We start from the raw sequence: 20514 nt of genomic DNA, 5'->3' as shown, positions 1-20514 counted from the left end.
AGTTGAAAGCTTCAGGCATTTCCCGTGGCAGCCGCCGCGCGGCGGGCGGCCCGGCCCCGGGCGCGGCGCAGCGGCCTGGGCGTGACCGCCCGCTCGACGACCGCGAGGATCGCCTCGACCAGGATCGCGAGCAGCGCGACGAGGACGCCACCGGCGAGGATCTGTCCGCCGCCGACCGATATGCCCAGACCGAAGCCGGCGCTGATGATCTGGCCCAACCCGCCGCCGTTGACGAAGGACGCCAGCGCGGCGGTCGCCACGACCTGCACCGACGCGGTACGGAAACCGGCCGCCAGGTACGGCACGGCGAGCGGCAACTCGACCCGGGCCAGCACCTGCCAGCCGGACAGGCCCATGCCCCGTGCCGCGTCGCGCGCCTCGGGGTCGATGGAGCGGACACCCGTGTACGCATTGGCCAGCAGCGGCGGCACCGCGAAGACGGCCAGCGCCACGATCACCGGCGGCTTACCGAAGCCGAGGAACGTGAGCGGCAGGATCGTCAGCAGCGCGATCGTGGGGATGGCGAGCGTCAGGTTCGAGATCATCACGACCACGCTGCCGCCCCGGCCGGCGTGCCCCAGCCACATGCCGATCGGCCAGGCGACCAGGCAGCCCAGCGCCACGGCGGCCGCCGAGATCCACAGGTGCTCGCCGAGCCGGTCCACGATGCCGCCCGGGTTTGTCCAGTTGAGCGGGTCGTTGATCCAGGTCACCGCCTGCTGGACGGGATTGTCCGCCTTCACCGCGCCGCCCTCCGGCTCCACGGCGTGAGCAACCGGCCGGCGGTGGCCAGCAGCAGGTCGAGCAGGAGCGCGAGCCCGACGCAGAGCACGGTGCCGGTGAGGATCTGAGCCCGGTAGAAGTTGCTGTTGAAGCCGCCGAGGATCAGGTTGCCCAGGCCGCCCTGCCCGATCAGCGAACCCACCGTCACCAGCGCGACGGTCGACACCGTCGCCAGGCGCAGTCCGGTGACGATGCCGGGGAGCGCCAGCGGCAGGTCGATCCGGAGCAGCAGGCCCCACCGGCCGTACCCCATCCCCTGCGCGGCGTCGCGCGCCTCCGGCGGCACCTGGTTGAGCCCGGCCAGCGAGTTGCGCACGATCAGCAACAGCGCGTAGAGAACGAGCGCGATCAGCACGGACGCCGGGTTGGTCGTGCCCACGTACGGCGCGACGAAGGCGAGCAGGGCCAGCGAGGGGATGGTGTAGAGGATGCCGGAGAGTGCGAGAATCGGCCCGGTGAGGGGGCGGTACCAGTACGCGATCACGGCGAGTGGCACCGCCACCGCCGTCGCGAGCAGCACCGCCTCGGCCGTCAGCGTGGCGTGCTCGCGCAGCGCGGCGAGGATGGTGTCGGAGTTGTCCCGCACGTACTGCCAGGAAAACCAGGGGTTTCCCGGGCTCTCCTGAAGAGCGAGCCGGAAGGACATACGTGGACGTTACCGCGAGTGCCGACGACTCGGCCGATAAGAAGGCAGCACCGATAGAGCTTGTCGGGATTCGCAAGCAGTTCCCCGACGGTACCGTCGCTGTGGGTGACCTCAGCCTGCGGGTCCCCGCCGGCGAACTGGTCGTCCTCATCGGACCGTCGGGCTGCGGCAAGTCCACGGTGCTCCGCATGGTCAACCGGCTGATCGAGCCCACGGCCGGCACGATCCTGCTCGACGGCGAAGACGTCACCAAGGCCGATCCGGTCCAGTTGCGCCGCCGCATCGGGTACGTGATCCAGAACGTCGGGCTCTTTCCCCACCAGACGATCCGGGCCAACGTCGGCACCGTGCCGCGGCTGCTCGGCTGGCCGCGGGCGCGGGTCCGCCAGCGGTCGGACGAGCTGCTCGACCTGGTCGGGCTCGATCCGGCGAAGTTCGGCCGGCGATACCCGCAGGAGCTCTCCGGCGGCCAGCGGCAGCGGGTCGGGGTGGCTCGCGCGCTCGCCGCCGACCCGGTCGTGCTGCTGATGGACGAGCCGTTCTCGGCCGTCGACCCGATCGTGCGCGGCCGGCTGCAAGAGGAGTTCCTGCGGCTGCAGGCCGATGTGCGCAAGACGATCGTGCTGGTCACGCACGACCTCGACGAGGCGGTACGGCTCGGCGACCGGATCGCGGTGCTGTCGCAGGGCGGCAAGCTGGAGCAGTACGACTCCCCCGCCGACCTGCTGGGCCGGCCGACGTCCCCGTTCGTGCGGGAGTTCGTCGGCGCCGACCGGGGCATCCGGCGGCTCGCGGTCACACCGGTCACCCGCGACATGCTCGAACCGCTCACCGGCGACGACGCCGCCCACCCTCCCGCCGAGCTGGGCACCTCGCTCTACGACGCGCTCGCCACGATGCTGGTGACCAATTCGGACTACCTGCGGATCACCGACGGCACCGAGCCGGTCGGGCTGCTGACCCGGCACCGCCTGCTGAGCATCGACTACCCGGCCGAGCTCTGACGCCCGAGGGGCGCCCCTGGTGGGGCGCCCAGGGTGCGTGACCGGTCAGGTCGCTCGACCGCGCCAGCCGCCGAGGCAGGCGATGCCGACGATCCAGCCGACGAACAGGCCGTACGTCGCGCCGGAGCCGGCGGACTGGAAGGCGCCGAGCAGCGTGGGGTTGGAGTGGACCAGCGCGGCCACGAGCGAGGCGAAGGCGCCGGCGAAGATGTATGCGGACCACCCGGCGAAGAACTGGCTGAGTGTGCCGCGAGCCCGGGACAGCTGCGAGCCGGGCAGTGCGTAGAGGAACAGGGCGGTCAGGACGACCACCAGGATCGCCCGCAGGTTGACGGAGAGGAGGTCCTGCACCGGCTCGTCGGAGTCGAACCGCCACGCCGGCCAGGCGAGCAGTCGCAGGAACCAGCCGCCCGCCGTGTTCGCGTTGGTGTTGTCCTCGGCCCAGTCCCCGTACCAGGGGCTGCCGAAGACCAGGACCAGTACGAGCGCCGCGAGAGTACCCGCGCCCGTAGCGGTCTTGTTACGGGTGGTGGTAAGAGCCATGGCGCCATGAATTCCCTGCGCGCCAGGACACTCAAACCTGTCGTTATTTCGCTGCTTCGTCCGGATGCTTCAGCAAATAGTCGATGAAGGCGGCGCGGAGCAGCGGCTCGGACTCCGGGTCGTACCCGTGCCCGGTGAACTCCCGCCACAGGGCCACGGCCTCGTCGATCGTCGGGCCGACGGTGTTGGGCGCGCCGTCCAGGGAGCTGGCCTCGTCGGCGTCCGGCAGGTGCTTCAGCACGGACCAGAAGAAGCCCACGTCCACCCGGTGGCGGGCCAGGGCGAAAGCCCGCTCCCGCAGCTCCTCAGTGGACAGGGCATCCAGATCGTCGAACGTGGCCTCGGGCATACCGCGAGCTTAACGGCCGCCGGTACCCCACCTGTCGCTGTCCCAGGGGTCCGTGCGCGCGGCGGTCGACTGGGTCGGGAGGGGCGTGGCCCAGGAGTCGGTGCGGCGGCTGCCGCTCCAGCCCGTGGAGGAAGGGTCCGGCTCGGTCCACTCGTCGTCGTCCAGGGCGTCGTCGCGCGAGCGGGGCCGGCCGTAGGTCTCCACGATCCGGGTCACGATCACGCCGGCGAGCACCACCCCACCGGCGATCGCGAGGCGGGAGATGTCCCAGCCCATCGCGTCCTCGTACCGGAGGAAGAGGGTGACCAGCACGGCGGCGAGGATCGTGCCGAAGATCCCACCGCGGCGGCCGAAGGCGCTGGCACCGCCGAGCATCGCGGCGCCGATCGCGAACGCGGTCCAGTCCAGGCCGGGCGACGGCACCACCGGCGCGTCCTGGCCGGCCACGAGGAGGATCCCGCCGACCGCGGCGAGCGAACTGGAGGCCACCAGCGCCCCGCCGGTGAGCACCGCGGCCAGCCCACCCCGGCGCTGGGCGGGGTCGCCGACCGGCCGGAAGCGGCCGACCGACCGCCGCACCGGCTTGATCATGCCGACGAGCCCCCCGAGCACGGAGACCGCCGCGACCCCGCCGAAGAGGTACAGCGCCTGCCGCGTCGGGTCGTAGTCGCCCTGGAGGTCGACCGGTCCGCCGCGCTGCTGGATGAAGACCATCGCGGCCAGCGCGCCGGCGAGCGTGACCGCCCAGCCGGGCACGTGGAAGGCGCCGACGACGATCGCCATGAGCAGGCCGAGGAGGCCGGCGGCGACCACGGCCTCGGCCGCGGCGACGAGCACGCCGCGGTCGCCCTGCTCGGCGAAGTGCAGTGCGGCACCGACCGCGATCGGGCCGATGGCGAGGTTGGGCGCGCCGGCCCGGAGGGTGAGGCTGGCCCCGATGGCGAGCAGGCCGAGGCCGGCGGCGAGCACGAGGAGCTGGTCGAGGGCGGCGCCACGGACGGCGTCCGAGTCCTCCCGGTAGAGCAGGAAGCCGATCGCGCCGGCGCCCAGGAGGAGAAGGACCTCCCAGACCACGTGAACGGCCATCCGGTCGCGGCCGGGATCGCCGTGCGACGGGTCGTCGAAGACGTCGTCGAGCTCGGCCTGGGAGACGGCGCGGCGCTGGGTCAGCTCCATCGCGTCGGGCTCACGGAACTCGCCGGCCACGGGGAAGCTGCCGGTCTGGTACGCCGGGGTGGTGCCGAAGCCGTTGTCGGAGCCGAAGCGCGCGTCCTCCCGCAGGCCGCCGCTGCCCGTACCGCCGGTGTCACGCCGACGGTAGGCCGGGTCGTCGTACGCCATCTCGCGCGCCTCCTGTGGTCGTTCAGCCTGGCTCCGCGCCGCCAAGCTGTACGGATCGGGACGCACGGCGGATTGAAGCCAGTCAGCCGCACCGTACTCGTGTCGACCGGGGCAAGTCACCCCCCGTGTCCGGGCAGGGTGGCGCTAGTGGTCTGACGTATCGGATTCGTTGTCATCATCCGGGCGCTTCGGCACCCGGCAGGAACGCTCCAGCCAGAGCGCGGCGCCGACCAGCGCCAGCGATGCCACCAGGCCGGCGGACGCGGCCGGTATGTCGTTGCCGGCCGCGCGGGTGCGCTCCAGAAACAGCCAGCCCACCAGCCCCGCGTAGAACCCGGCGAAGATCGCGCCGGCGAGCGAGGAGGCCTTGGCGAGTACGACATATCGGGCCACCGCGAGCGGGTCGACCGGCTCCCGGCCGGGGCGCCGCTCGATCCGCTGCCGGGTGTTGATCGCGACGTACGCCTCCAGCACGGCGAGCGCCGCCAGCGTCACCGTCGGCAGCCACGGCAGGCTGGGGATGTCGCCGTAGAAGCTGCTGATCATCCACCACGCCACGGCCGCCGCGGCCAGGCCGGCCACCACGAGCGTGGCGGGCCGGGTCATGCCCATACGCGGACCCTGCGGCGTGGAGCCGCGCGGTGGAGACTCCGGTTCCATCAGTTCGACTCTAACCGGAGGTCGGGGCGAGGGCTGATGGCGAGGGCGTCCGAGGCGAGCGGCTCGGCGTTGAGCAGGTCGGTGAGCCAGCCGTGGCCGGGCAGCCGGGCGTACGGCTCGACGTCGATCCACGGCCGCAGGACGAACGCCCGCATGTGGGCCCGGGGATGCGGCAGGGTCAGCTCCGGATCGTCGCTGACCACCGGCTCACCCTCTTCGGACCAGACCGCGATCACGTCGACGTCCAGCGTGCGGGGGCCGAACCGCCGGTCCGGGTCGCGGACCCGGCCGGCCTTCTCCTCCAGGGCCCGCGCCCGGTCCAGCCAGTCGCGCGGGGTCGCGGCCGCGTCGTGCACCAGCAGGGCGGCATTCAGGTACGGCGGCTGGTCGTCGTCGCCCCACGGCGGTGTCTCGTACACCCCGGAGGCGACCAGCAGCACGTCGCCGAGGTCGCGGACCGCCGCCCGCAGGTGGCCGAGGCGGTCGCCGAGGTTGCTGCCGAGCGAGAGCACCGCCCGGGTCATGGCCGCCGCCGGGTGATCGTGACCGCCACGTCGGCGAACTGGTGCGGGATCGGTGCCTGCGGCTTGTGCACGGTGACGGTGACCGCCCGCACCCGGGAGTCGGCCAGGCAGATCCCGGCCAGCCGCTCGGCGAGCGTCTCGATCAGGTTGACCGGCTCGCCAGCCACGGCCGTGACCAGGCGCTCGGCGAGCTCGCCATAGTGGACGGTGTCGGCCACGTCGTCCGAACGGGCGGCGGGGGCGAGGTCGACCTCCAGCACCGCGTCGACCACGAAGTCCTGGCCGCGCTCGCGCTCGAAGTCGTACACCCCGTGGTGTCCCCTCGCCCGCAGGCCGGAGAGGGTGATGCGGTCGCTCACGGCGGCGCCAGCCGGGGTGCGCCGGAGGCCGTCCAGACCTTGAGCGCGTCGACGGTGCCGCGGACGTCGTGCACCCGTACGCCCCAGGCGCCGGCCGCCACGGCCAGCACGCTGGTGGCGATCGTGGCGGCCTCCCGCTCGCCGGGCGGGCGCGGCGTGCCGTCCGGGTCGGCCAGCAGGGCGCCCAGGTACGACTTGCGGCTGGCCCCGAACAGCAGCGGGTAGGCGAGCGTGAGCAGCTCGCCGAGGCGCCGGGTCAGCTGCCAGTTGTGCTCCGGCCGCTTGGCGAAGCCCAGCCCAGGGTCGACCACCAGGCGGTCGGGGCGGACGCCGGCGGCGAGGGCCTGGTCGACCCGCTGGGCAAGCTCGGCGCGGACCTCTGCCACCACATCGTCGTACACGGCCAGATCCTGCATCCGGCGTGAATGCCCCCGCCAGTGCATGAGGATCCAGGGGCAGCCGGCCTCGGCGACCACTTTCGCCATAGCGGGATCGGCGAGTCCCCCCGACACGTCGTTGACAACTACGGCGCCGGCCTCCAGAGCCGCCGCGGCGACGCTCGCCCGGGTCGTGTCGATACTCAGCAGCACGCCCGCCGCGGCCAGCTCCCGAATGACCGGTACAACCCGGCTGACCTCGGTATCCGCGTCGACCCGCTCGGCTCCGGGACGGGTCGACTCGCCGCCGATGTCGATCAGATCGGCGCCTTGGTCGCGCATCTCGATTCCGTGCCGGACAGCGTCGGAACGGCGCACATAGCGTCCGCCATCGGAGAAAGAGTCGGGCGTTACGTTCAAAACCCCGATCACGACGGGACGCGCCGAGCGCAGGAGATCAACTGCTCCTGCGGCTGGGCGTGATTCTGTCACGAATAGACGGTACCGACCGGCGACGGAACGCCTGCTCGGCGCCCTGGATTAGCACATGCGTTCGAAAGCAGTTAGCATCAGCCACGCCGGCACCACGGGCCACGACCTTCGTAGCTTGGCAGAAAGGGGGGTGCCCCGTACGCTTTGCAATTGCGCATCATTCAGACGTCATAGCTTGAGGAGATGGGCTAAACCAGGACAAAACGCCCAGGAAAGTTCACCCGTTCGTGGTGACACGCAGACACAGAGTGATGGGGCGATCCGCCTACTCCCACCGTCGACGGACGCGCACCGGGGAGGTCTCTTCCAATGAACACCACAGAGCTCGTCACAGCGGCGTGGAGCACCGTCACGCACGCCGTCGACGCGCTCGCTCTCATACCCGCGGCCGAGCCGGAGCCGAAGGGTATCGACACCGAGGGTGTCGTCACCTTCTTCGCCAGCAACATCGCACCGATCCTGCTCGCCGTGCTCGGCGTGATCTTTATCGGCCGAGCGAGCAAGGGCGAAATATCGAAGGTGTTGACGAGTTCGGCGATCGCGATCGTCGGTCTCGCGTTCATCGCCGGTGCGGCAACGCTGTTCTTCGTCGGTGACTACATCATCAACCTGATCTTCGAGTAGGTTCGCGGGTTCACTTATGCGGCTGCGTACCGACGACGACATCTACCGGGCTCGCCTGGTCTACCTGGGCCCGCCCGGATACACGTTGCCCGTCCACCTTCCGTACGCCCAGTACGGCGTGTTCATGCTGCTCGTCCCGCTCTTCATGTTCATTCATTACCTGTTCACGTTCGACGTGGAACTGTTCCCGGCATGGGAGATCGCGCTCGCCGTCGTGACGACGTCCTTCATCTTCAGGTACGTCGATCCCGACCGCCCCGCGCGCATGGTGGTCCGCACCGCCCTCACCGACTGGCGGCGCACCCGCGAGCCCGCCATCGAGCAGCGCGACCCGCGCCTGGTCGCGACCCGGATCCGGGTCCGGGAGGAGCTGGTATGAGCGGTGGTATCGGCGGCGCCCACGGCCTCATGTGCGGAGCGATGGCATGACCCCACCCTCCACACCGGGCCCCCCTCGTCCGGTCGGCATGCCGGCCGACACTCGTAGTAACGGTGCGCGACCATCTGACTACCCAGTGTCGGAGCCAGACGAGGACGCCGACGACCTGATCACCCGCCCCGACCACGGTGCGGTCGCCGTGTTCCAGGCCCCCCAGACCCCGCGGCGGCACGGTGGCACACCCGGCCGCGCCGAGGGCGAACACGCCGACATCGACTCGCCCTTCCTCGACCTCTTCTCCGGCTCCGCCGGGCGCCCCGCGCCGCCCCGTTCGGCCACCCGCCCGCCCACCGCCCGCCTGGCCGAGCCGCCGGTACGCCGGCCGGTGGAGCCGCCGCCGCACGCCGAGCCCGTACGCCGGCCGGTCGAGCCGCCCGCCGCCGAGCCGCCCCGGCGACCGGTCGAGCCCCCGCCCGCCGAGGGGTTCGCCAACGGCATGGGCGGGCACGGCATCGGGGCCGAGCCGATCGCCCCACCTTCGCGTGGCGGTGACTCCCCGCCCGTACCAGATGAGAAAGCTGGACCACCGATCGCGCCGAGGTCGCCCGCGCGCGCCGAGCGCCCCCCGCGCCATGCGGCTCTCGATCCGGAGCTCGAGCCGGTCAACCTGCCGGCGGTGCGCGAGCCCGCCGCGGAGCCCCCGGCGCGGCGGCCGATGGCCGAGCCGGCGCCGCGACGCCGGCCGGAGGAGCGGCGGACGCGCGAGGAGCCGCCGCCGCGCCCGCGCAAGGAGCTCCGGAAGCGGCAGGAGATCGCGCCGCGGAGCAAGCCGGTCCGGCCGCCGAAGATCAAGTTCGCCGACCGCGACCCCGCCGTCAACCTCGCGATCACCGAGATCGCCGGACACCTCACCTTTACCCCCAACACGGTCACCGCCTGGTACTGGCTGCCCGAGGTGCGGTGGGCGTTCCGGCCGGACGCCGAGCGCGAGGCGCTGCTCTCCGCGATCTCCGAGCAGTACGCGGGGCTCGCCGGTTTCCGTCTCCACCTGCGCCGCACCACCCGCCCGTTCCCGGCCGACGAGTGGGCCCGCACGCTCGACACGAACACCCCGCACCCGCTCGGCGGCGTGCCCGGCGCGAGTTCCTGGGGCGACCACCTGGTCAACGCCCAGCGCCACCTCCTCTCGGTCAACCACGCGGAGGGGCAGACGTACCTGGGCGTGACGTTCGCCCGCCGCTCGCTCGGCGACTCGCTGGTGGAGCGGCTGCTGCGCGCCTTCGGCCGGGGTGTCGCCGAGGGCGAGCGGCGCAAGCTGGGACGCACGGTGGAGCAGTTCGACGAGGTGCTCGGCGCGTTCGGCATGCGGGGGCGGCAGGTCACGCCGCACGAGCTGGAGTGGCTGCTGTACCGCTCGGTCGCGCTCTGCATGGCGCCGCCGACCGCGCTTTCCCCGGTCACCGACGGCGAGTGGGAGCGGGGTGACCTGCTCGCGCTGACCGAGCAGATCGAGCGCTACCGCACGCCGTACGGGTCGACGGTAAAGCTGGTCAACCGGATGACCGGCGAGGAGCGGCACGTCGCCGTCCTCGCGGTCGGCCGGATGGAGCCGCTGGAGATCCCCGAGCGGCACGAGCCGTGGCTGCACTTCCACGAGCGCCTGCCGTGGCCGATGGAGCTGTCGTCCAGAGTGGACGTGCTCGGCTCGGGCGACTCGTTCAAAAACCTCGAGCACCGGCTGCGGATGATCCGCTCGCAGCAGCTCGACTACGCCGAGCACGGCATCGACGCCCCGCCGGAGCTGGAGCGGCTGGCCAAGCGCGCCCTGGTCATCGGCGACGAGATGACCACCGGGCTGCCCGTCGAGTCGGCCCGCGCGCACGGCTGGCACCGCATCGCCGTCGGCGGCCGCACCCGCGAGGAGTGCCTGGAGCGGGCCCGCCGGCTCATCCAGCTCTACTCCCGCGAGCTGCGCATCTCGCTGCAGCACCCGAAAAACCAGGACTGGCTGGCCCGCGAGTTCATCCCCGGCGAGCCGGTCGCCAACACCGGGTACATCCGCCGCATGCCGGTCAAGCTGCTCGCCGCCGCGCTGCCCCAGGCGGCGTCCACAGTGGGCGACCGGCGCGGCGACCTCATCGGGCGTACCGCCGGCACCTGCCGCCGCCCGGTCTTCCTCGACCTCCACTTCCCGATGGAGGTACGCGAGCGCTCCGGCCTCAGCGTCTTCGTCGCCGAGCCGGGCGGTGGCAAGTCCACGTTGCTCGGTGCCCTCGGCTATCTGGCCGCCCGCCGCGGCGTGCAGGTCACGCTCCTCGACCCGTCCGGACCGCTCGCCCGGCTGGCGTCGATGCCGGAGCTGCGGCCGTACTCCCGGGTGCTCAACCTGACCGGCTCCGAGCACGGCACACTGGCGCCGTACTCGCTGATCCCGACACCGCTGCGGTCCGAGTTTCCGAGCGGGCCGACCGGCGACCGCGAGTTCGAGATCGCGGTGTCCAACTCCCGGGCCGAGCGGCGGATGCTCGTACAGGACATCTGCTCGATGCTCGTGCCGCCGCAGGTCGCCCGCGAGGCATCCACGGCGACGCTGCTGCGCCACGCGGTGCGGCAGGTGCCGGCCGAGGAGACGTCCACACTGGACGACGTCGTGGCCTGCCTCGCCAGCCTCGACGACGACAACGGCAAGGAGCTGGCCAACCTCCTGCTCGACACCGCCGAGATGCCGCTCGCGCTGCTCTTCTTCGGCCGCCCGCCAGAGGGCCTGCTCGGCGCCGACGCCGCGCTCACCGTGATCACGATGGCCGGGCTCCGCCTGCCCGACCTGAAGATCGAGCGCGAGTACTGGTCGGCCGAGGAGGCGCTCGCCCTGCCCATGCTGCACACCGCGCACCGGCTGGCGGTACGCCGCTGCTACGGCGGCTCGATGTCGTCCCGGAAGATGGTCGGCCTGGACGAGGCGCACTTCATGGAGGGCTGGCGGTCGGGCCGGTCGTTCCTGGTCCGCCTCGCCCGCGACTCCCGAAAGTGGAACCTGGCGGCGCTCGTGGCCTCGCAGAACCCTCGCGACATCCTCGGGCTCGACGTGCAAAACCTCGTCTCCACCGTCTTCGTCGGCCGGATCGCCGAAGACGTGGAGATCGCCTCCGAGGCCCTGCGGCTGCTGCGGGTGCCGGTCAACGACGGGTACGAGGCGACGCTGGCATCGCTGTCCAACGTGGACACATCGTCGGCGTCCCGGCTGGGCTTCCGGGAGTTCGTCATGCGAGACGTGGATGGGCGCGTGCAGAAGGTACGGGTCGACGTGTCGTACGTGGAGGGGCTGCTCGACCACTTGGACACCACACCGACAGGCGCCGCGGCGCCCCAGTCCAACCTGCCCACCGGCGCACCCGACACGGAGGTGTGAAGTGGTACGGCGGGCAACCGCGCTACTTCTCACCCTGCTGCTCGCGGCGGCGACGTCTCTGGTCTGGCCGACGCCGGCGCCGGCAGCACCTAGCCCGGTAGCCCAAGCCCCCGGCGACCTCTGCACCACCCAGGAGTGGCAGGCCGACTTCCGCGCCTGCGTGGCCAAGCTCGGCGATGTCGCAGCGGAGCGCAAGCAGTGCCTGAAGGCGCCGACCCCGGGCACACCGGACTCCGGGCTCGCGGGCTGGTTCGCCAGCCGCCCCGAGGCGTCCAAGATGAACGGTCCAACCGGCCTCTACACCGACTACGGCTACGCCGGTTACAGCTACACGACGTACGACGTCGACAGCGGCTGCCTCGCCACACTGACGCATCCCGAGTACAAGGTCACGACCACCATCGCGAACGGCGAGTTCATGATCGCGACGGCGATCATCGGTGCCTCGAACGCTCTGCGTGAGCGGGCCTGGGATCCGGAGTCGATGTGGGGCTGGGCCGACCCGCTTGTCGAGCAGGCCACCAAGGCCGTCTACGAGAAGGTGTTCAGCGTCTTCGGCATCGTGACGCTCGGCGTGGTGGGGCTCTACCTGCTGTGGCGTTCCCGCCAAGCGGACATGAGCAACGCCATGACAACCGCCGGGTGGGCGGTGCTCGTCATGGTCGCCGTGACCGCGCTGGCGGCATGGCCGGTGAAGTCGGCGAACGTCGCGGACGCGACCCTCGTGGGTACCTTGGGCGTGGTCCACGACGCGGTGGGGCCGCGCGCGAAGGACCGGCCGCCGGGCCGGTGCCGGCTGGGCAACCCGGAGGCGTGCACTGACCATCGTCCGCCGGCGGTACGGGCCAGCGACACGGCGACCGAGACGATGCTGTACCGAAACTGGCTGCGCGGGGTGCTCGGGTCGGCCGACAGCGAGACGGCCAAGAAGTACGGCGCGGCCCTCTACGACGCAAAGTCGCTCAGCTGGCGAGAGGCCGAACGTCTACGGGCGAACCCCAAGGATCGGGACGCCACCTTTGCCGCGAAGAACGACCAGTGGATGAGGGTCGCTGAACAGATCAAGAACGAAGACCCGGAGGCGTACGAGTACCTTCAGGGCACCAAAGACATGGAGCGGATCGGCGCGGGGTTCATCGCGGTGCTCGCCGCCCTCCTGTTCGCGATGTTCGACCTGACCGCTTCGCTGCTGGTCCTCCTCGGATTCCTGATCTTCAGGTGGGCGGTCATCGCCGCGCCGATCCTGGGCACGGTGGGCCTTATGCGTCCGGCGAGTGCTGGCCTGCGTCGCCTCGCGAACGCCGTCGTGGCCGCCGTCTTCAACATCGCGATCTTCGGTACGGGCGCGGCGATCTACCTCTTCGCCGTTGACCTGATCATGAGTACCCCGACCCTGCCCGGCTGGCTCCAGGTGGTGCTGGTCTGGCTGTGCGGCGTGGTGGGCTGGCTCCTGCTCCGGCCGTACCGGCGGATCACCCAGCTCGGCGGCAAGGACAGCACCGCGGCGATCACGTCGGCCGGCTCGTGGCACCGCCGGTTCTTCCGGGACGTCCGGGAGGCGGCCAAGCTCAACGTGTCTGAGCCTGGCGGCACCGCCGAGCCCCAGGCCGGCAGGCGGAAGCAGGTCGTGGTCGAACAAACCACGCTGCGGCCGGAGGCGCGCGACGAGGATTCTTCGCACTCCAGCGCCACGCGCCCGGATGGCCGGGAGCGTGCGGACGAGTCGACCCAGACGTCCAAGCCGCAGCCGGCACCGTCTCGGCCCCGCCGCACGACCGAATGGGTCGAACCGGACCTGCCCGAGCGGCCGCCGTCCTACACGATCTACCGGCCAGGCGGGGAGCCCAGCACCGAGCCGGCGCCCGCGCCGGCACCTCGGGTACGCGCCGAGGCGAGGTGACGGGGAGTGCGCCGGGTCGCCCAGCTTGTCGCACGCGGGCTCCTGCGCTCCCGGGTCGGGGTGGCGCTGGTGCTGGCGGTCGTCGTACTCGGCATCGTGGGTGTCGCGAAGGTCTTCTCGGATTCGGCCGGGGCCGAGCCCGGGCTGACCGGCGCGCCGGAGCAGCCGATCGTGAGCGTCTCCGCGACGATCGCCGACGACGGCTTGGCGTCGCCGGAGCCGACGCCTTCGCCGAAAACCAGTCCGGGTACCGCCGTCCCGGCCAGCGTCGCCAAGGCGTTCGGGCGTGCCTGGGTGAACCACCGGGATGTGACAGCAGAGGAGTGGTACGCCGGTCTCCTCCCGCATTGCACCGAGACACTGGCCGAGAAACTGGCCGGCGTCGACCCGGCAGGCGTACCGGCTGACCGCCTCACCGGCGAGCCGGTTCTGATCCCCTACGCCGACCAGATCGTGGATGCGACGATCCGGGTCGACTCCGGCCTACTGCGCCTGCGCCTCACCGCGGTCGACGGTCGCTGGTTGGTCGACGGCATCGACTGGGAACGCGCATGACAGATCCGTTGCTGGGAGGTGGCCGCCGACCCGCGCGCCGGGTCGGTCTCGCCGTCGCCATCCTGGCCGCGCTCGCGCTGCTCTGTTGCGGCGGTGGCGTGGGGTCCTACCTGCTCACCGGCGACGGCGAATCGGACGACAGCCTCTTCAACAGCGCCTTCGGGTGTGGCGAGGGCGGGATCGTCGATGCCTCCAAGCGGCTGCCGAGCGTCGGCGCCTACGGCGAGACCCAGATCCGCAACGCGGCGGTCGTCGTAAACGTCGGCTCCGACATGAAGGTGCCGTTCCGTGGCTGGGTCATCGCGGTGGCGACGGCCATGCAGGAGTCGGCCCTGTCAAACCTGCCCCACCTCGGCGCCAGGAACGACCACGACTCGGTCGGCCTGTTTCAGCAGCGTCCCAGCCAGGGCTGGGGCTCCGCGAAGCAGTTGCAGGATCCCAAGTACGCCTCCCGGAAGTTCTACGAGAAGCTGGTCACCATCGAGGGCTGGCAGCAGATGGCGCTGACGGACGCCGCACAGCGGGTGCAGGTCAGCGCCTACCCGGACGCATACGCGAAGCACGAGCCGATCGCCACCCAGATCGTCAACCTACTGACCGGCGGTGCCGCACGCGCGGCGGGCAACAGCACCAAGGCGCGCTGTGCCACCGGCGCCGAGATAGCCGCCTCCGGCTGGACCGTGCCGGTGCGGGCCCTGATCGTGTCCGGCTTTCGCACGGCCGAACGCCCGGACCACGACGGCGTCGACCTGGGCGCCAGCCGGCACACACCGATCCGCGCCGCCGCGGCTGGCCAGGTGATCACGTCCCGCTGCGACGTCGACCGCTCCGGCCGCCTCTGCGACCACGACGGCTCGCCCTCCACGCCAGGATGTGGCTGGTACGTCAAGATTCGGCATGCGGGCAACTTCGTGACCATGTACTGCCACATGATCAGGCGTCCAAAGGTGACGGTCGGACAGATGGTCGCGGCCGGCCAGGAACTCGGCTTCGTCGGGACCAGCGGCCATTCGTCCGGCCCGCACCTACACTTCGAGGTCTACGACTCCAGCAAGGGCGACAAGATCGATCCGGTCATCTTCATGCGAAATGTCGGCGCCCCCCTCGGCGGCAATCCATGAGCCGTGAGCGCCGGCCCGACCCGTTCGCAGAAAGGCCCGATCGGACGGTGCGTCCACCCAAGTCGATCGAACCGACACCGGCACTGGCCCAAGACGATCTACGCGGGCGGCGGGTCATCGTCGGCGCACCGGGCCTTGGCTGGCGATACGATCTTCGGGCCGACGAGAAGGTGGTGCAGGGCAGCCGCACCTACGTTCCCGTGATACCGGAACAGGATTGGTACCGGGCCGAACTGGAACAGGTCGAGGTCTTCGCTCCGCTCGTCCCCGTTGAACGCGTTTGGATCGAGAGATTGGCCATCGCTGCCCAGGGCGACGAAGCTAGTGATAGCGGATCCCATCTCGTCTCGCTCGATGCTCCGCCTAAGCAACGCCCGGTCCTGGCTACGCACGTGCAACGGATCGTTGGTCGCCGGCTGGTTCAGGTCATTGATGGTGTCGAACGTCGCGATCTTCGAGCGGTCACGGAGACCTACACCAGCAGCGACGGTGAGGTCTGCATCAGGATCGCCACAGAGCTCGAATGGTACCGCTGGGTCTGGAGTGGACAGCACGCCAAGACGCTTGAGGTGCCCTCCCGCCTGCTATGGCTGGAGTGACGTCATTAAACGAGCATGGCGCCACACACGCGCCATCCGTTCTCGTCGACTACGTCGAAGCGCCAATTCTGAAGGTCCTTCTCGCTACCGTCCGAAATGGTCCGGCTTATCTCGGTGGTGACGATGGCACGCCCCGACAATTCTTGAGTTGTCATAGCACCCCACGAGACAACGATCCTTATCGCGTGCTGCCTCTCGCGCTCCACTATCTCTTCCTTGAAGGCACGAATCGCACCCAATCCTTCGTCACTGCTACATGCGTAGAGGTCAACTCGGACGTCGTTGCGTTCCACGAGGAGGGCTCTTAGGTAGTTTGAGACGGCGACGTCGGGGGAGCTGCGGTCTGGTTCGGTGGCGTCGCGGTAGGAGACGAAGGCTATGCCGGCGCCGCCGGTGCAGAAGAGAGCCAGCGCTCCAGCGACCAACATCAACACCAGCCGGCCGACGTGGATGTGGGTGGTGCTTCCGGCCAAGGGGGTTGTTGGCGGGGAAGGGCGAGAAGCGTCCACGCACCGAGGTTAGCTGGCCGCCCACAGTGGTGCTTGACCGCGAGACCGATACGCCACACTGCTGGCCTCACCACATGCGGGCCCGGACCTCCAGTGACCCCCGGGACGAGGCCGAACCTAAGGCGTGGTGTGGGAGTACATGAAACGGCAAGAGCGGACCATTCGGGCATTGAAACCTGTCCGACCAGAGCGTGCCCGGCAACAGGCCCAACCGCGTCCGTTGGGAAGGGGGGTGGCTGGGATACCGTCTCTGTCCGAGGGAGGTGAGCGGCTGTGCCGAACGCTAAAGCGCGGATGAGCCACGCCGCCGCCTTGCATCGGCAGGCCGCTGCCACCGTGGCGGCCGCGGCCGGGGCCCTGGAGCGGTTTCAGCCGGCGCCGCCGGACCTGCGCGAGCAGCACGAGTTGGCCGAGCGCCTGCGTGCCACGGCCGCCGCACTGGTGCCGGGGTGGTTGGGGGCACCGCTCGACGCGCAGTTTGAGGACACCCCGCTCGGCGGGCCGCGCCTGCCGCGGTTCGTGCGGGTCGGGATGGCGCAGCCGCTCGACGACGCGCGCTTTCCGGCGGTCGTTCCGCTGCTGGGCACCGGCCACCTGACCGTCGACGCGGACGCCCGAGATCCGCGGGTGGCCGGGCTGCTGCGGGCGCTCCTGCTCCGGTTGCTGGCGGCGTCGCCGGCCGGCTCGTTGCTGGTTCGTGCCGTGGACGCGGCGGGCGCGGGGCTGGTCTTCGGTCCGTTCGCGGCGCTCGCGGACGCCGGCCTGATGCCGCCGCCGGTCACCGACCGCGGCGGGCTCCGGGCCGTCCTGGCCGAAGCAGAGCAGTGGGTACGCCCAGCGCGGCCGGCCACCGCGCGACACTCCCGCCGGGAACGTACCCTGCTGCTCGCCATCGCCTCCCTGCCGGAGCTCACCGAGGGTGCCGACCTGGCGCGGATCGCCGCGCTGGCGCAGCACGGGCCGGAGGCGGGCCTGCACCTGATCGTGGCGGGCTGGCCGCCGCCACCGCTGACCGAGGACACCACGCAACCCCCGTTGCCGCGGACCACGATGATCACGCTGCGCAACCCGTACGCGATCATCGGCGATCCACCGGCCGCCCGATACGGGAGCAGCGTCGAAAACAAGGGCCTCAACGCGCCGGTCTTCCTGGACGAGGACCCGCCGGCGCACCTCTTCGAGCGGGTCTGCCACGAGCTTGCCGAGATGTCGGCGACGCGTTCACGGCTCACGCTCGGCGACGTACTGCCCGACGGCGACCTGTGGACCGAAGACTCGGCCGAGGGGGTCGCGACCACCGTGGGGCAGGACGGGGACACCGCCGTCACGTTGCAGTTCAACGACCTCACTCCACACTGGATGATCGGTGGGCGGTCCGGCGCCGGCAAGACCGCGTTCCTGATCAACGTGCTCTACGGCCTGGGCTGCCGCTACGCGCCCGGCGAGCTGACCCTCTACCTGCTCGACTTCAAGGAAGGCGTGTCGTTCGCCGAGTTCGTGCCGAGCGCGCGGGACAAGACCTGGCTGCCGCACGCGCGGGCGGTCGGCGTCGAGTCCGACCGGGAGTACGGCGTGGCCGTGCTGCGCGAGCTCGACGCCGAGATGACCCGCCGCTCAGTGGCGTACAAGCGGGCCGGCGTCACCCGCTTCAGCGACCTCCGCCAGCAGCGGGCCATGCCGCGGATCATCTGCGTGATCGACGAGTTTCAGGTGCTGCTCACCGGCAGCGGCCCGCTGACCACCGAGGCGGTGAGCCTGCTGGAGTCGCTGGCCCGCAAGGGCCGGTCGTACGGCATCCATCTCGTGCTCGCCAGCCAGACCGCGCTGGGCGTCGAGGCGCTGTACGACAAGCGCGACTCGATCTTCGGCCAGTTTCCGGTGCGGGTGGCCCTGCCCGGCGGCGGTGACGTGCTCGAACCGACCAACGACGCGGCCGCCGGCCTGCCCCTCGGCACTGCGGTCGTCAACACCGCCGGCGGCCTGGGCGGCCCGCGCGGCGCGACGCGGGGGCACGAGCGGACCATCCGCTTCCCCGACCCGCACGCCGACCGGGCGACCCTCGACTCGGTGCGGAGGCGGCTCTGGGAGGCCCGCCCGGAGGCTTCGAAGGCGCCGTCGGTGTTCGAGGGCTACGCCCACCAGTACCTCGAAGAGGACCCCACCTACCGGGCCGCGCTCGCCACCACCCCGCCCCGGCCGGCCGCGCTGGTCGGGCGGGTGATCGACGTACCGCTCTCCACCGCCGCCTTCCCGCTGGACGCCTCGCCCGGGCGGCACCTGGCCATCCTCGGCCCGAGCACCTATGGCGCGGACGTGCTCGACGCCGCCGCGCGCAGCCTGGCCGCGCACCATCCGGCCGGCGCGGCGCGGTTCGTGGTGTCGTCGCTGGTGGCCGACGGCGACGCGACCGCCCGCGCGCTCGTCGACCACCTGGCCGCGACCCAGGTCGCCGAGCACGTGCCCGCGAGCCGGCTGGCCCAGGCCTTCGCCGGGGACGAGCCGGCCTACCTGGTCGTCTTCGGCATGGACGCGATCGGCCGCGGCGGGCTGCCGAGAGACCTCCTGCGCGAGGGGCCGGGGCGGGGCGTGCACCTGCTTTCCTGGTGGCGCGGGCTACGCCGGTTCAGCGAGGAGGTGGGCGGCAGCGCGGCGCGCGAAGAGGTGGCCGGGATGGTCTTCCTCAACGTGCCCGGTTCCGAGGTGTCGCTGCTGCTCGGGCAGCAGGTCGACTGGCAGCCGCGCCCCAACCGCGCGCTGCTGCACGACCGCCACGCCGACCGCACCACGGTGATCGTCCCCTTCGTCCGGCCGGAGCGCGACGAATGAGGACCTACGACGAAGCCTGGAACGAGTATGTGACCGCCGCGCAGCGGCTCGACGCGGTCCGCCGGGGGGTGGCGGCCGCCGCCGGTGAGCAGGCACAGGCGGCGCGCTCCGCGCACGAGGAACTGGCCGGCGTGCGCGCTCGGCTCGCGCCGCAGCGGGCCAAGTTACTCGCCCAAGGCGTACCAGATGCCGCTCTCACGCCATCGCCCGCGGAGGTGGCCGGTGCCGCGGCGGCCATGGCTGGTGGACCGCCGGCGGTGCTGGCGGCGCTCCGCCATGCCCGCGCCACCGCGGACGCCGCGGATGAGACCGAGCTCGGCCGGCGGCCGGTCGGTCCGCGCGGGGAGACGCCGGCCTGGCTGCGCAACATGATCGTGTACGGGCCGTTCGCGGTCGTGGTGTTGATCGTGCAGGTTGCGCTCTACTTGGCCGCCGACAACGACCTCGTGCTCTACGCCGTCCTCTGTGGACTGACGATGCCGGCGGCCGCGTTCGGGCTGGGCTGGCTCACGATCGGGCTCGCCTTCGTGCCCCCGCCGGGCGAAAAGATCGACCGCACGCCGCTCTTCGGCATCGCGGTGTGCTTCGCGCCGGTCGTCGCCACCTGCATGGGCGTCGGCCTGCTCAACCTGGTGAGATAGGCACCATGCCGAGTGTCGAAGAGGTCAAGTCGCAGGTGGCGGCGTCGGTCGACCAGACCAGCCGGGCGATGGCCAGCCTGCGCGGCGTGACCGACCAGCTCGACGAGGCGCTCGCACGGCTGCGGCTGACCGCGGTGGGCGCGGTGCACCCGACGGTGCTCGACGCGATCTCCCGGCTGGAGCAGGCGAAGCAGCGGCTGGACGAGGCGCAGACCCTCGCCCGCGGCGCGATGGACGCCGCGGACCGCTTCCGCGCGATCATCTAGAGAGGTGGCGGTCCCGAGCGGATCCAACCCCGAAAGAGAATTTGGGCTACCGCGACGTCCGCCGTGGTCCAGACCGTCGCTCCCGCAGCCTCACCCTCCGCGATTGGTCGCGGTCACCCCGGCCCCTGCGGGGAGCCCGGTGGCCATCTGGCGGTCTGTGCGTCCACGGCACCTCACCACCGCGCCGCCGCCGGACGGATGTGTGCGTGCGGGAAGCTCTCGAGCTGCCCCGTCTGTGCGTGCGCCGGCAGCCAGCCGGCGCGCCGGGATGGGCTTGTCCCGCGGCGCCGGCAGCGGAGGTCGGGGAACTCGGCGAGCGCCAGATCGCCGACGGCCGTAGCGGTGCCCGCAGGAAAGCACGCCAGAATAAGACACAGTTCGATCAATGCGGTTGGGCTGGGCACACTCAGGAGCGTCAGGCCGTCGACCGGCCCGGGCTGGCCGGGCCGCGATCACCACGGGCGGTCCGTGCGCCCCCTTGATCGGCGTCCGGAGTCGGCTGGCTCCTGCGGCCTCACCCTCCACGCCTGGTCTCTCGCCTTCGGTGCCCCGTTTGTGCGTGCAGGTCGCGAGCTTCGCGCGTACACGCCCGGCCCGGGAAGCCGCG

At 71.4% G+C, this 20514-nt stretch carries 21 protein-coding genes; 11 read left to right on the top strand and 10 right to left on the bottom strand.

Translation table 11 applies throughout. The features are described 5' to 3' along the window. Positions 1 to 11 precede the first annotated feature (11 nt). Both RB614_RS20780 and RB614_RS20775 read right to left on the bottom strand, forming a co-directional pair. Complete coding sequence (locus RB614_RS20780) at positions 12 to 743, bottom strand: ABC transporter permease (protein ID WP_308714220.1); 732 nt, start codon at positions 741 to 743, stop codon at positions 12 to 14. Further along, positions 740 to 1429, bottom strand: a complete 690-nt coding sequence (locus RB614_RS20775) for an ABC transporter permease (RefSeq protein ID WP_308714219.1) — start codon at positions 1427 to 1429, stop codon at positions 740 to 742. Before RB614_RS20775 ends, RB614_RS20780 begins: the two co-directional genes overlap by 4 nt. A 2-nt stretch (positions 1430 to 1431) precedes the next feature. On the opposite strand from RB614_RS20775, the gene RB614_RS20770 reads away from it, so the two are divergent. Then, entirely contained in the window at positions 1432 to 2433 is a 1002-nt protein-coding gene (locus RB614_RS20770; protein WP_308714218.1) for an ABC transporter ATP-binding protein, read from the top strand. Between the two features lie 45 nt (positions 2434 to 2478). Here RB614_RS20770 and RB614_RS20765 read toward each other — a convergent pair whose 3' ends face one another. The 7 genes from RB614_RS20765 to folP all read right to left on the bottom strand — a co-directional run bounded on the left by RB614_RS20765 (position 2479) and on the right by folP (position 7078). After that, the gene (locus RB614_RS20765) at positions 2479 to 2976 is read right to left on the bottom strand and encodes a hypothetical protein (protein WP_308714217.1); all 498 of its coding nucleotides are present in this window, start codon (positions 2974 to 2976) and stop codon (positions 2479 to 2481) included. A 43-nt stretch (positions 2977 to 3019) separates the two neighbouring features. Beyond that, positions 3020 to 3325, bottom strand: a complete 306-nt coding sequence (locus tag RB614_RS20760; RefSeq protein ID WP_308714216.1) for a hypothetical protein — start codon at positions 3323 to 3325, stop codon at positions 3020 to 3022. Between the two features lie 9 nt (positions 3326 to 3334). Continuing rightward, positions 3335 to 4666 carry an ABC transporter permease gene (locus tag RB614_RS20755; protein WP_308714215.1) on the bottom strand — a complete coding sequence of 444 codons (1332 nt, stop codon included), beginning with the start codon at positions 4664 to 4666 and terminating at the stop codon, positions 3335 to 3337. Between the two features lie 144 nt (positions 4667 to 4810). After that, positions 4811 to 5278, bottom strand: a complete 468-nt coding sequence (locus RB614_RS20750) for a DUF3180 domain-containing protein (RefSeq protein WP_308714245.1) — start codon at positions 5276 to 5278, stop codon at positions 4811 to 4813. 47 nt (positions 5279 to 5325) lie between these two features. After that, positions 5326 to 5850 (bottom strand): 2-amino-4-hydroxy-6-hydroxymethyldihydropteridine diphosphokinase, encoded by a 525-nt coding sequence (folK, locus tag RB614_RS20745; protein ID WP_308714214.1) that lies wholly within the window; start codon positions 5848 to 5850, stop codon positions 5326 to 5328. Continuing rightward, on the bottom strand, positions 5847 to 6209 hold the full coding sequence (folB, locus tag RB614_RS20740; protein ID WP_308714213.1) for a dihydroneopterin aldolase: 363 nt from the start codon (positions 6207 to 6209) through the stop codon (positions 5847 to 5849). Before folB ends, folK begins: the two co-directional genes overlap by 4 nt. Next, entirely contained in the window at positions 6206 to 7078 is an 873-nt protein-coding gene (folP, locus tag RB614_RS20735) for a dihydropteroate synthase (protein ID WP_308714212.1), read from the bottom strand. The genes folB and folP overlap by 4 nt, the downstream gene beginning before the upstream one ends. 309 nt (positions 7079 to 7387) lie before the next feature. Between folP and RB614_RS20730 the strand changes: the two genes are divergently transcribed. The 7 genes from RB614_RS20730 to RB614_RS20700 all read left to right on the top strand — a co-directional run bounded on the left by RB614_RS20730 (position 7388) and on the right by RB614_RS20700 (position 15665). Further along, entirely contained in the window at positions 7388 to 7702 is a 315-nt protein-coding gene (locus tag RB614_RS20730) for a hypothetical protein (protein WP_308714211.1), read from the top strand. A gap of 16 nt (positions 7703 to 7718) precedes the next feature. Then, entirely contained in the window at positions 7719 to 8081 is a 363-nt protein-coding gene (locus RB614_RS20725; RefSeq protein ID WP_308714210.1) for a hypothetical protein, read from the top strand. 88 nt (positions 8082 to 8169) lie between these two features. Further along, positions 8170 to 11490, top strand: a complete 3321-nt coding sequence (locus RB614_RS20720) for an ATP-binding protein (protein ID WP_487379831.1) — start codon at positions 8170 to 8172, stop codon at positions 11488 to 11490. 1 nt (position 11491) lies between these two features. After that, complete coding sequence (locus RB614_RS20715) at positions 11492 to 13390, top strand: MFS transporter (RefSeq protein ID WP_308714208.1); 1899 nt, start codon at positions 11492 to 11494, stop codon at positions 13388 to 13390. 6 nt (positions 13391 to 13396) lie between these two features. Beyond that, entirely contained in the window at positions 13397 to 13945 is a 549-nt protein-coding gene (locus tag RB614_RS20710; RefSeq protein ID WP_308714207.1) for a hypothetical protein, read from the top strand. Next, entirely contained in the window at positions 13942 to 15066 is a 1125-nt protein-coding gene (locus RB614_RS20705) for a M23 family metallopeptidase (protein WP_308714206.1), read from the top strand. Before RB614_RS20710 ends, RB614_RS20705 begins: the two co-directional genes overlap by 4 nt. Next, positions 15063 to 15665, top strand: a complete 603-nt coding sequence (locus tag RB614_RS20700) for a hypothetical protein (protein WP_308714205.1) — start codon at positions 15063 to 15065, stop codon at positions 15663 to 15665. Before RB614_RS20705 ends, RB614_RS20700 begins: the two co-directional genes overlap by 4 nt. A gap of 5 nt (positions 15666 to 15670) precedes the next feature. Here RB614_RS20700 and RB614_RS20695 read toward each other — a convergent pair whose 3' ends face one another. Continuing rightward, entirely contained in the window at positions 15671 to 16174 is a 504-nt protein-coding gene (locus RB614_RS20695; RefSeq protein WP_308714204.1) for a hypothetical protein, read from the bottom strand. Positions 16175 to 16468: 294 nt separating this feature from the next. Between RB614_RS20695 and RB614_RS20690 the strand changes: the two genes are divergently transcribed. From RB614_RS20690 to RB614_RS20680, 3 genes are read left to right on the top strand one after another with little or no spacing between them, the layout of a single operon-like run. Beyond that, positions 16469 to 19000: an FtsK/SpoIIIE domain-containing protein gene (locus tag RB614_RS20690; protein ID WP_308714244.1), complete on the top strand. Its 2532-nt coding sequence runs from the start codon at positions 16469 to 16471 to the stop codon at positions 18998 to 19000. Continuing rightward, positions 18997 to 19641, top strand: coding sequence for a hypothetical protein (locus RB614_RS20685; protein ID WP_308714203.1), 645 nt, complete (start codon positions 18997 to 18999; stop codon positions 19639 to 19641). Before RB614_RS20690 ends, RB614_RS20685 begins: the two co-directional genes overlap by 4 nt. A 5-nt stretch (positions 19642 to 19646) precedes the next feature. Next, positions 19647 to 19907 carry a hypothetical protein gene (locus tag RB614_RS20680; protein ID WP_308714202.1) on the top strand — a complete coding sequence of 87 codons (261 nt, stop codon included), beginning with the start codon at positions 19647 to 19649 and terminating at the stop codon, positions 19905 to 19907. Positions 19908 to 20514 lie beyond the last annotated feature (607 nt).

The organism is Phytohabitans maris, from assembly GCF_031085175.1.
Taxonomy (GTDB): domain Bacteria; phylum Actinomycetota; class Actinomycetes; order Mycobacteriales; family Micromonosporaceae; genus Phytohabitans; species Phytohabitans maris.
This window is presented reverse-complemented; position numbering and strand designations above follow the sequence as displayed.

Excerpts from the sequence above, each read along its gene's own strand:
- RB614_RS20700 (WP_308714205.1), top strand. The coding sequence starts at position 15,063 with ATGAGCCGTGAGCGCCGGCCCGACCCGTTCGCAGAAAGGCCCGATCGG.
- RB614_RS20705 (WP_308714206.1), top strand. The coding sequence starts at position 13,942 with ATGACAGATCCGTTGCTGGGAGGTGGCCGCCGACCCGCGCGCCGGGTC.
- RB614_RS20760 (WP_308714216.1), bottom strand. The coding sequence starts at position 3,325 with ATGCCCGAGGCCACGTTCGACGATCTGGATGCCCTGTCCACTGAGGAG.
- RB614_RS20685 (WP_308714203.1), top strand. The coding sequence starts at position 18,997 with ATGAGGACCTACGACGAAGCCTGGAACGAGTATGTGACCGCCGCGCAG.
- RB614_RS20755 (WP_308714215.1), bottom strand. The coding sequence starts at position 4,666 with ATGGCGTACGACGACCCGGCCTACCGTCGGCGTGACACCGGCGGTACG.
- RB614_RS20775 (WP_308714219.1), bottom strand. The coding sequence starts at position 1,429 with ATGTCCTTCCGGCTCGCTCTTCAGGAGAGCCCGGGAAACCCCTGGTTT.
- RB614_RS20680 (WP_308714202.1), top strand. The coding sequence starts at position 19,647 with ATGCCGAGTGTCGAAGAGGTCAAGTCGCAGGTGGCGGCGTCGGTCGAC.
- RB614_RS20725 (WP_308714210.1), top strand. The coding sequence starts at position 7,719 with ATGCGGCTGCGTACCGACGACGACATCTACCGGGCTCGCCTGGTCTAC.
- RB614_RS20720 (WP_487379831.1), top strand. The coding sequence starts at position 8,170 with ATGCCGGCCGACACTCGTAGTAACGGTGCGCGACCATCTGACTACCCA.
- folK (WP_308714214.1), bottom strand. The coding sequence starts at position 5,850 with ATGACCCGGGCGGTGCTCTCGCTCGGCAGCAACCTCGGCGACCGCCTC.
- RB614_RS20690 (WP_308714244.1), top strand. The coding sequence starts at position 16,469 with ATGAGCCACGCCGCCGCCTTGCATCGGCAGGCCGCTGCCACCGTGGCG.
- RB614_RS20750 (WP_308714245.1), bottom strand. The coding sequence starts at position 5,278 with ATGGGCATGACCCGGCCCGCCACGCTCGTGGTGGCCGGCCTGGCCGCG.
- RB614_RS20765 (WP_308714217.1), bottom strand. The coding sequence starts at position 2,976 with ATGGCTCTTACCACCACCCGTAACAAGACCGCTACGGGCGCGGGTACT.
- RB614_RS20730 (WP_308714211.1), top strand. The coding sequence starts at position 7,388 with ATGAACACCACAGAGCTCGTCACAGCGGCGTGGAGCACCGTCACGCAC.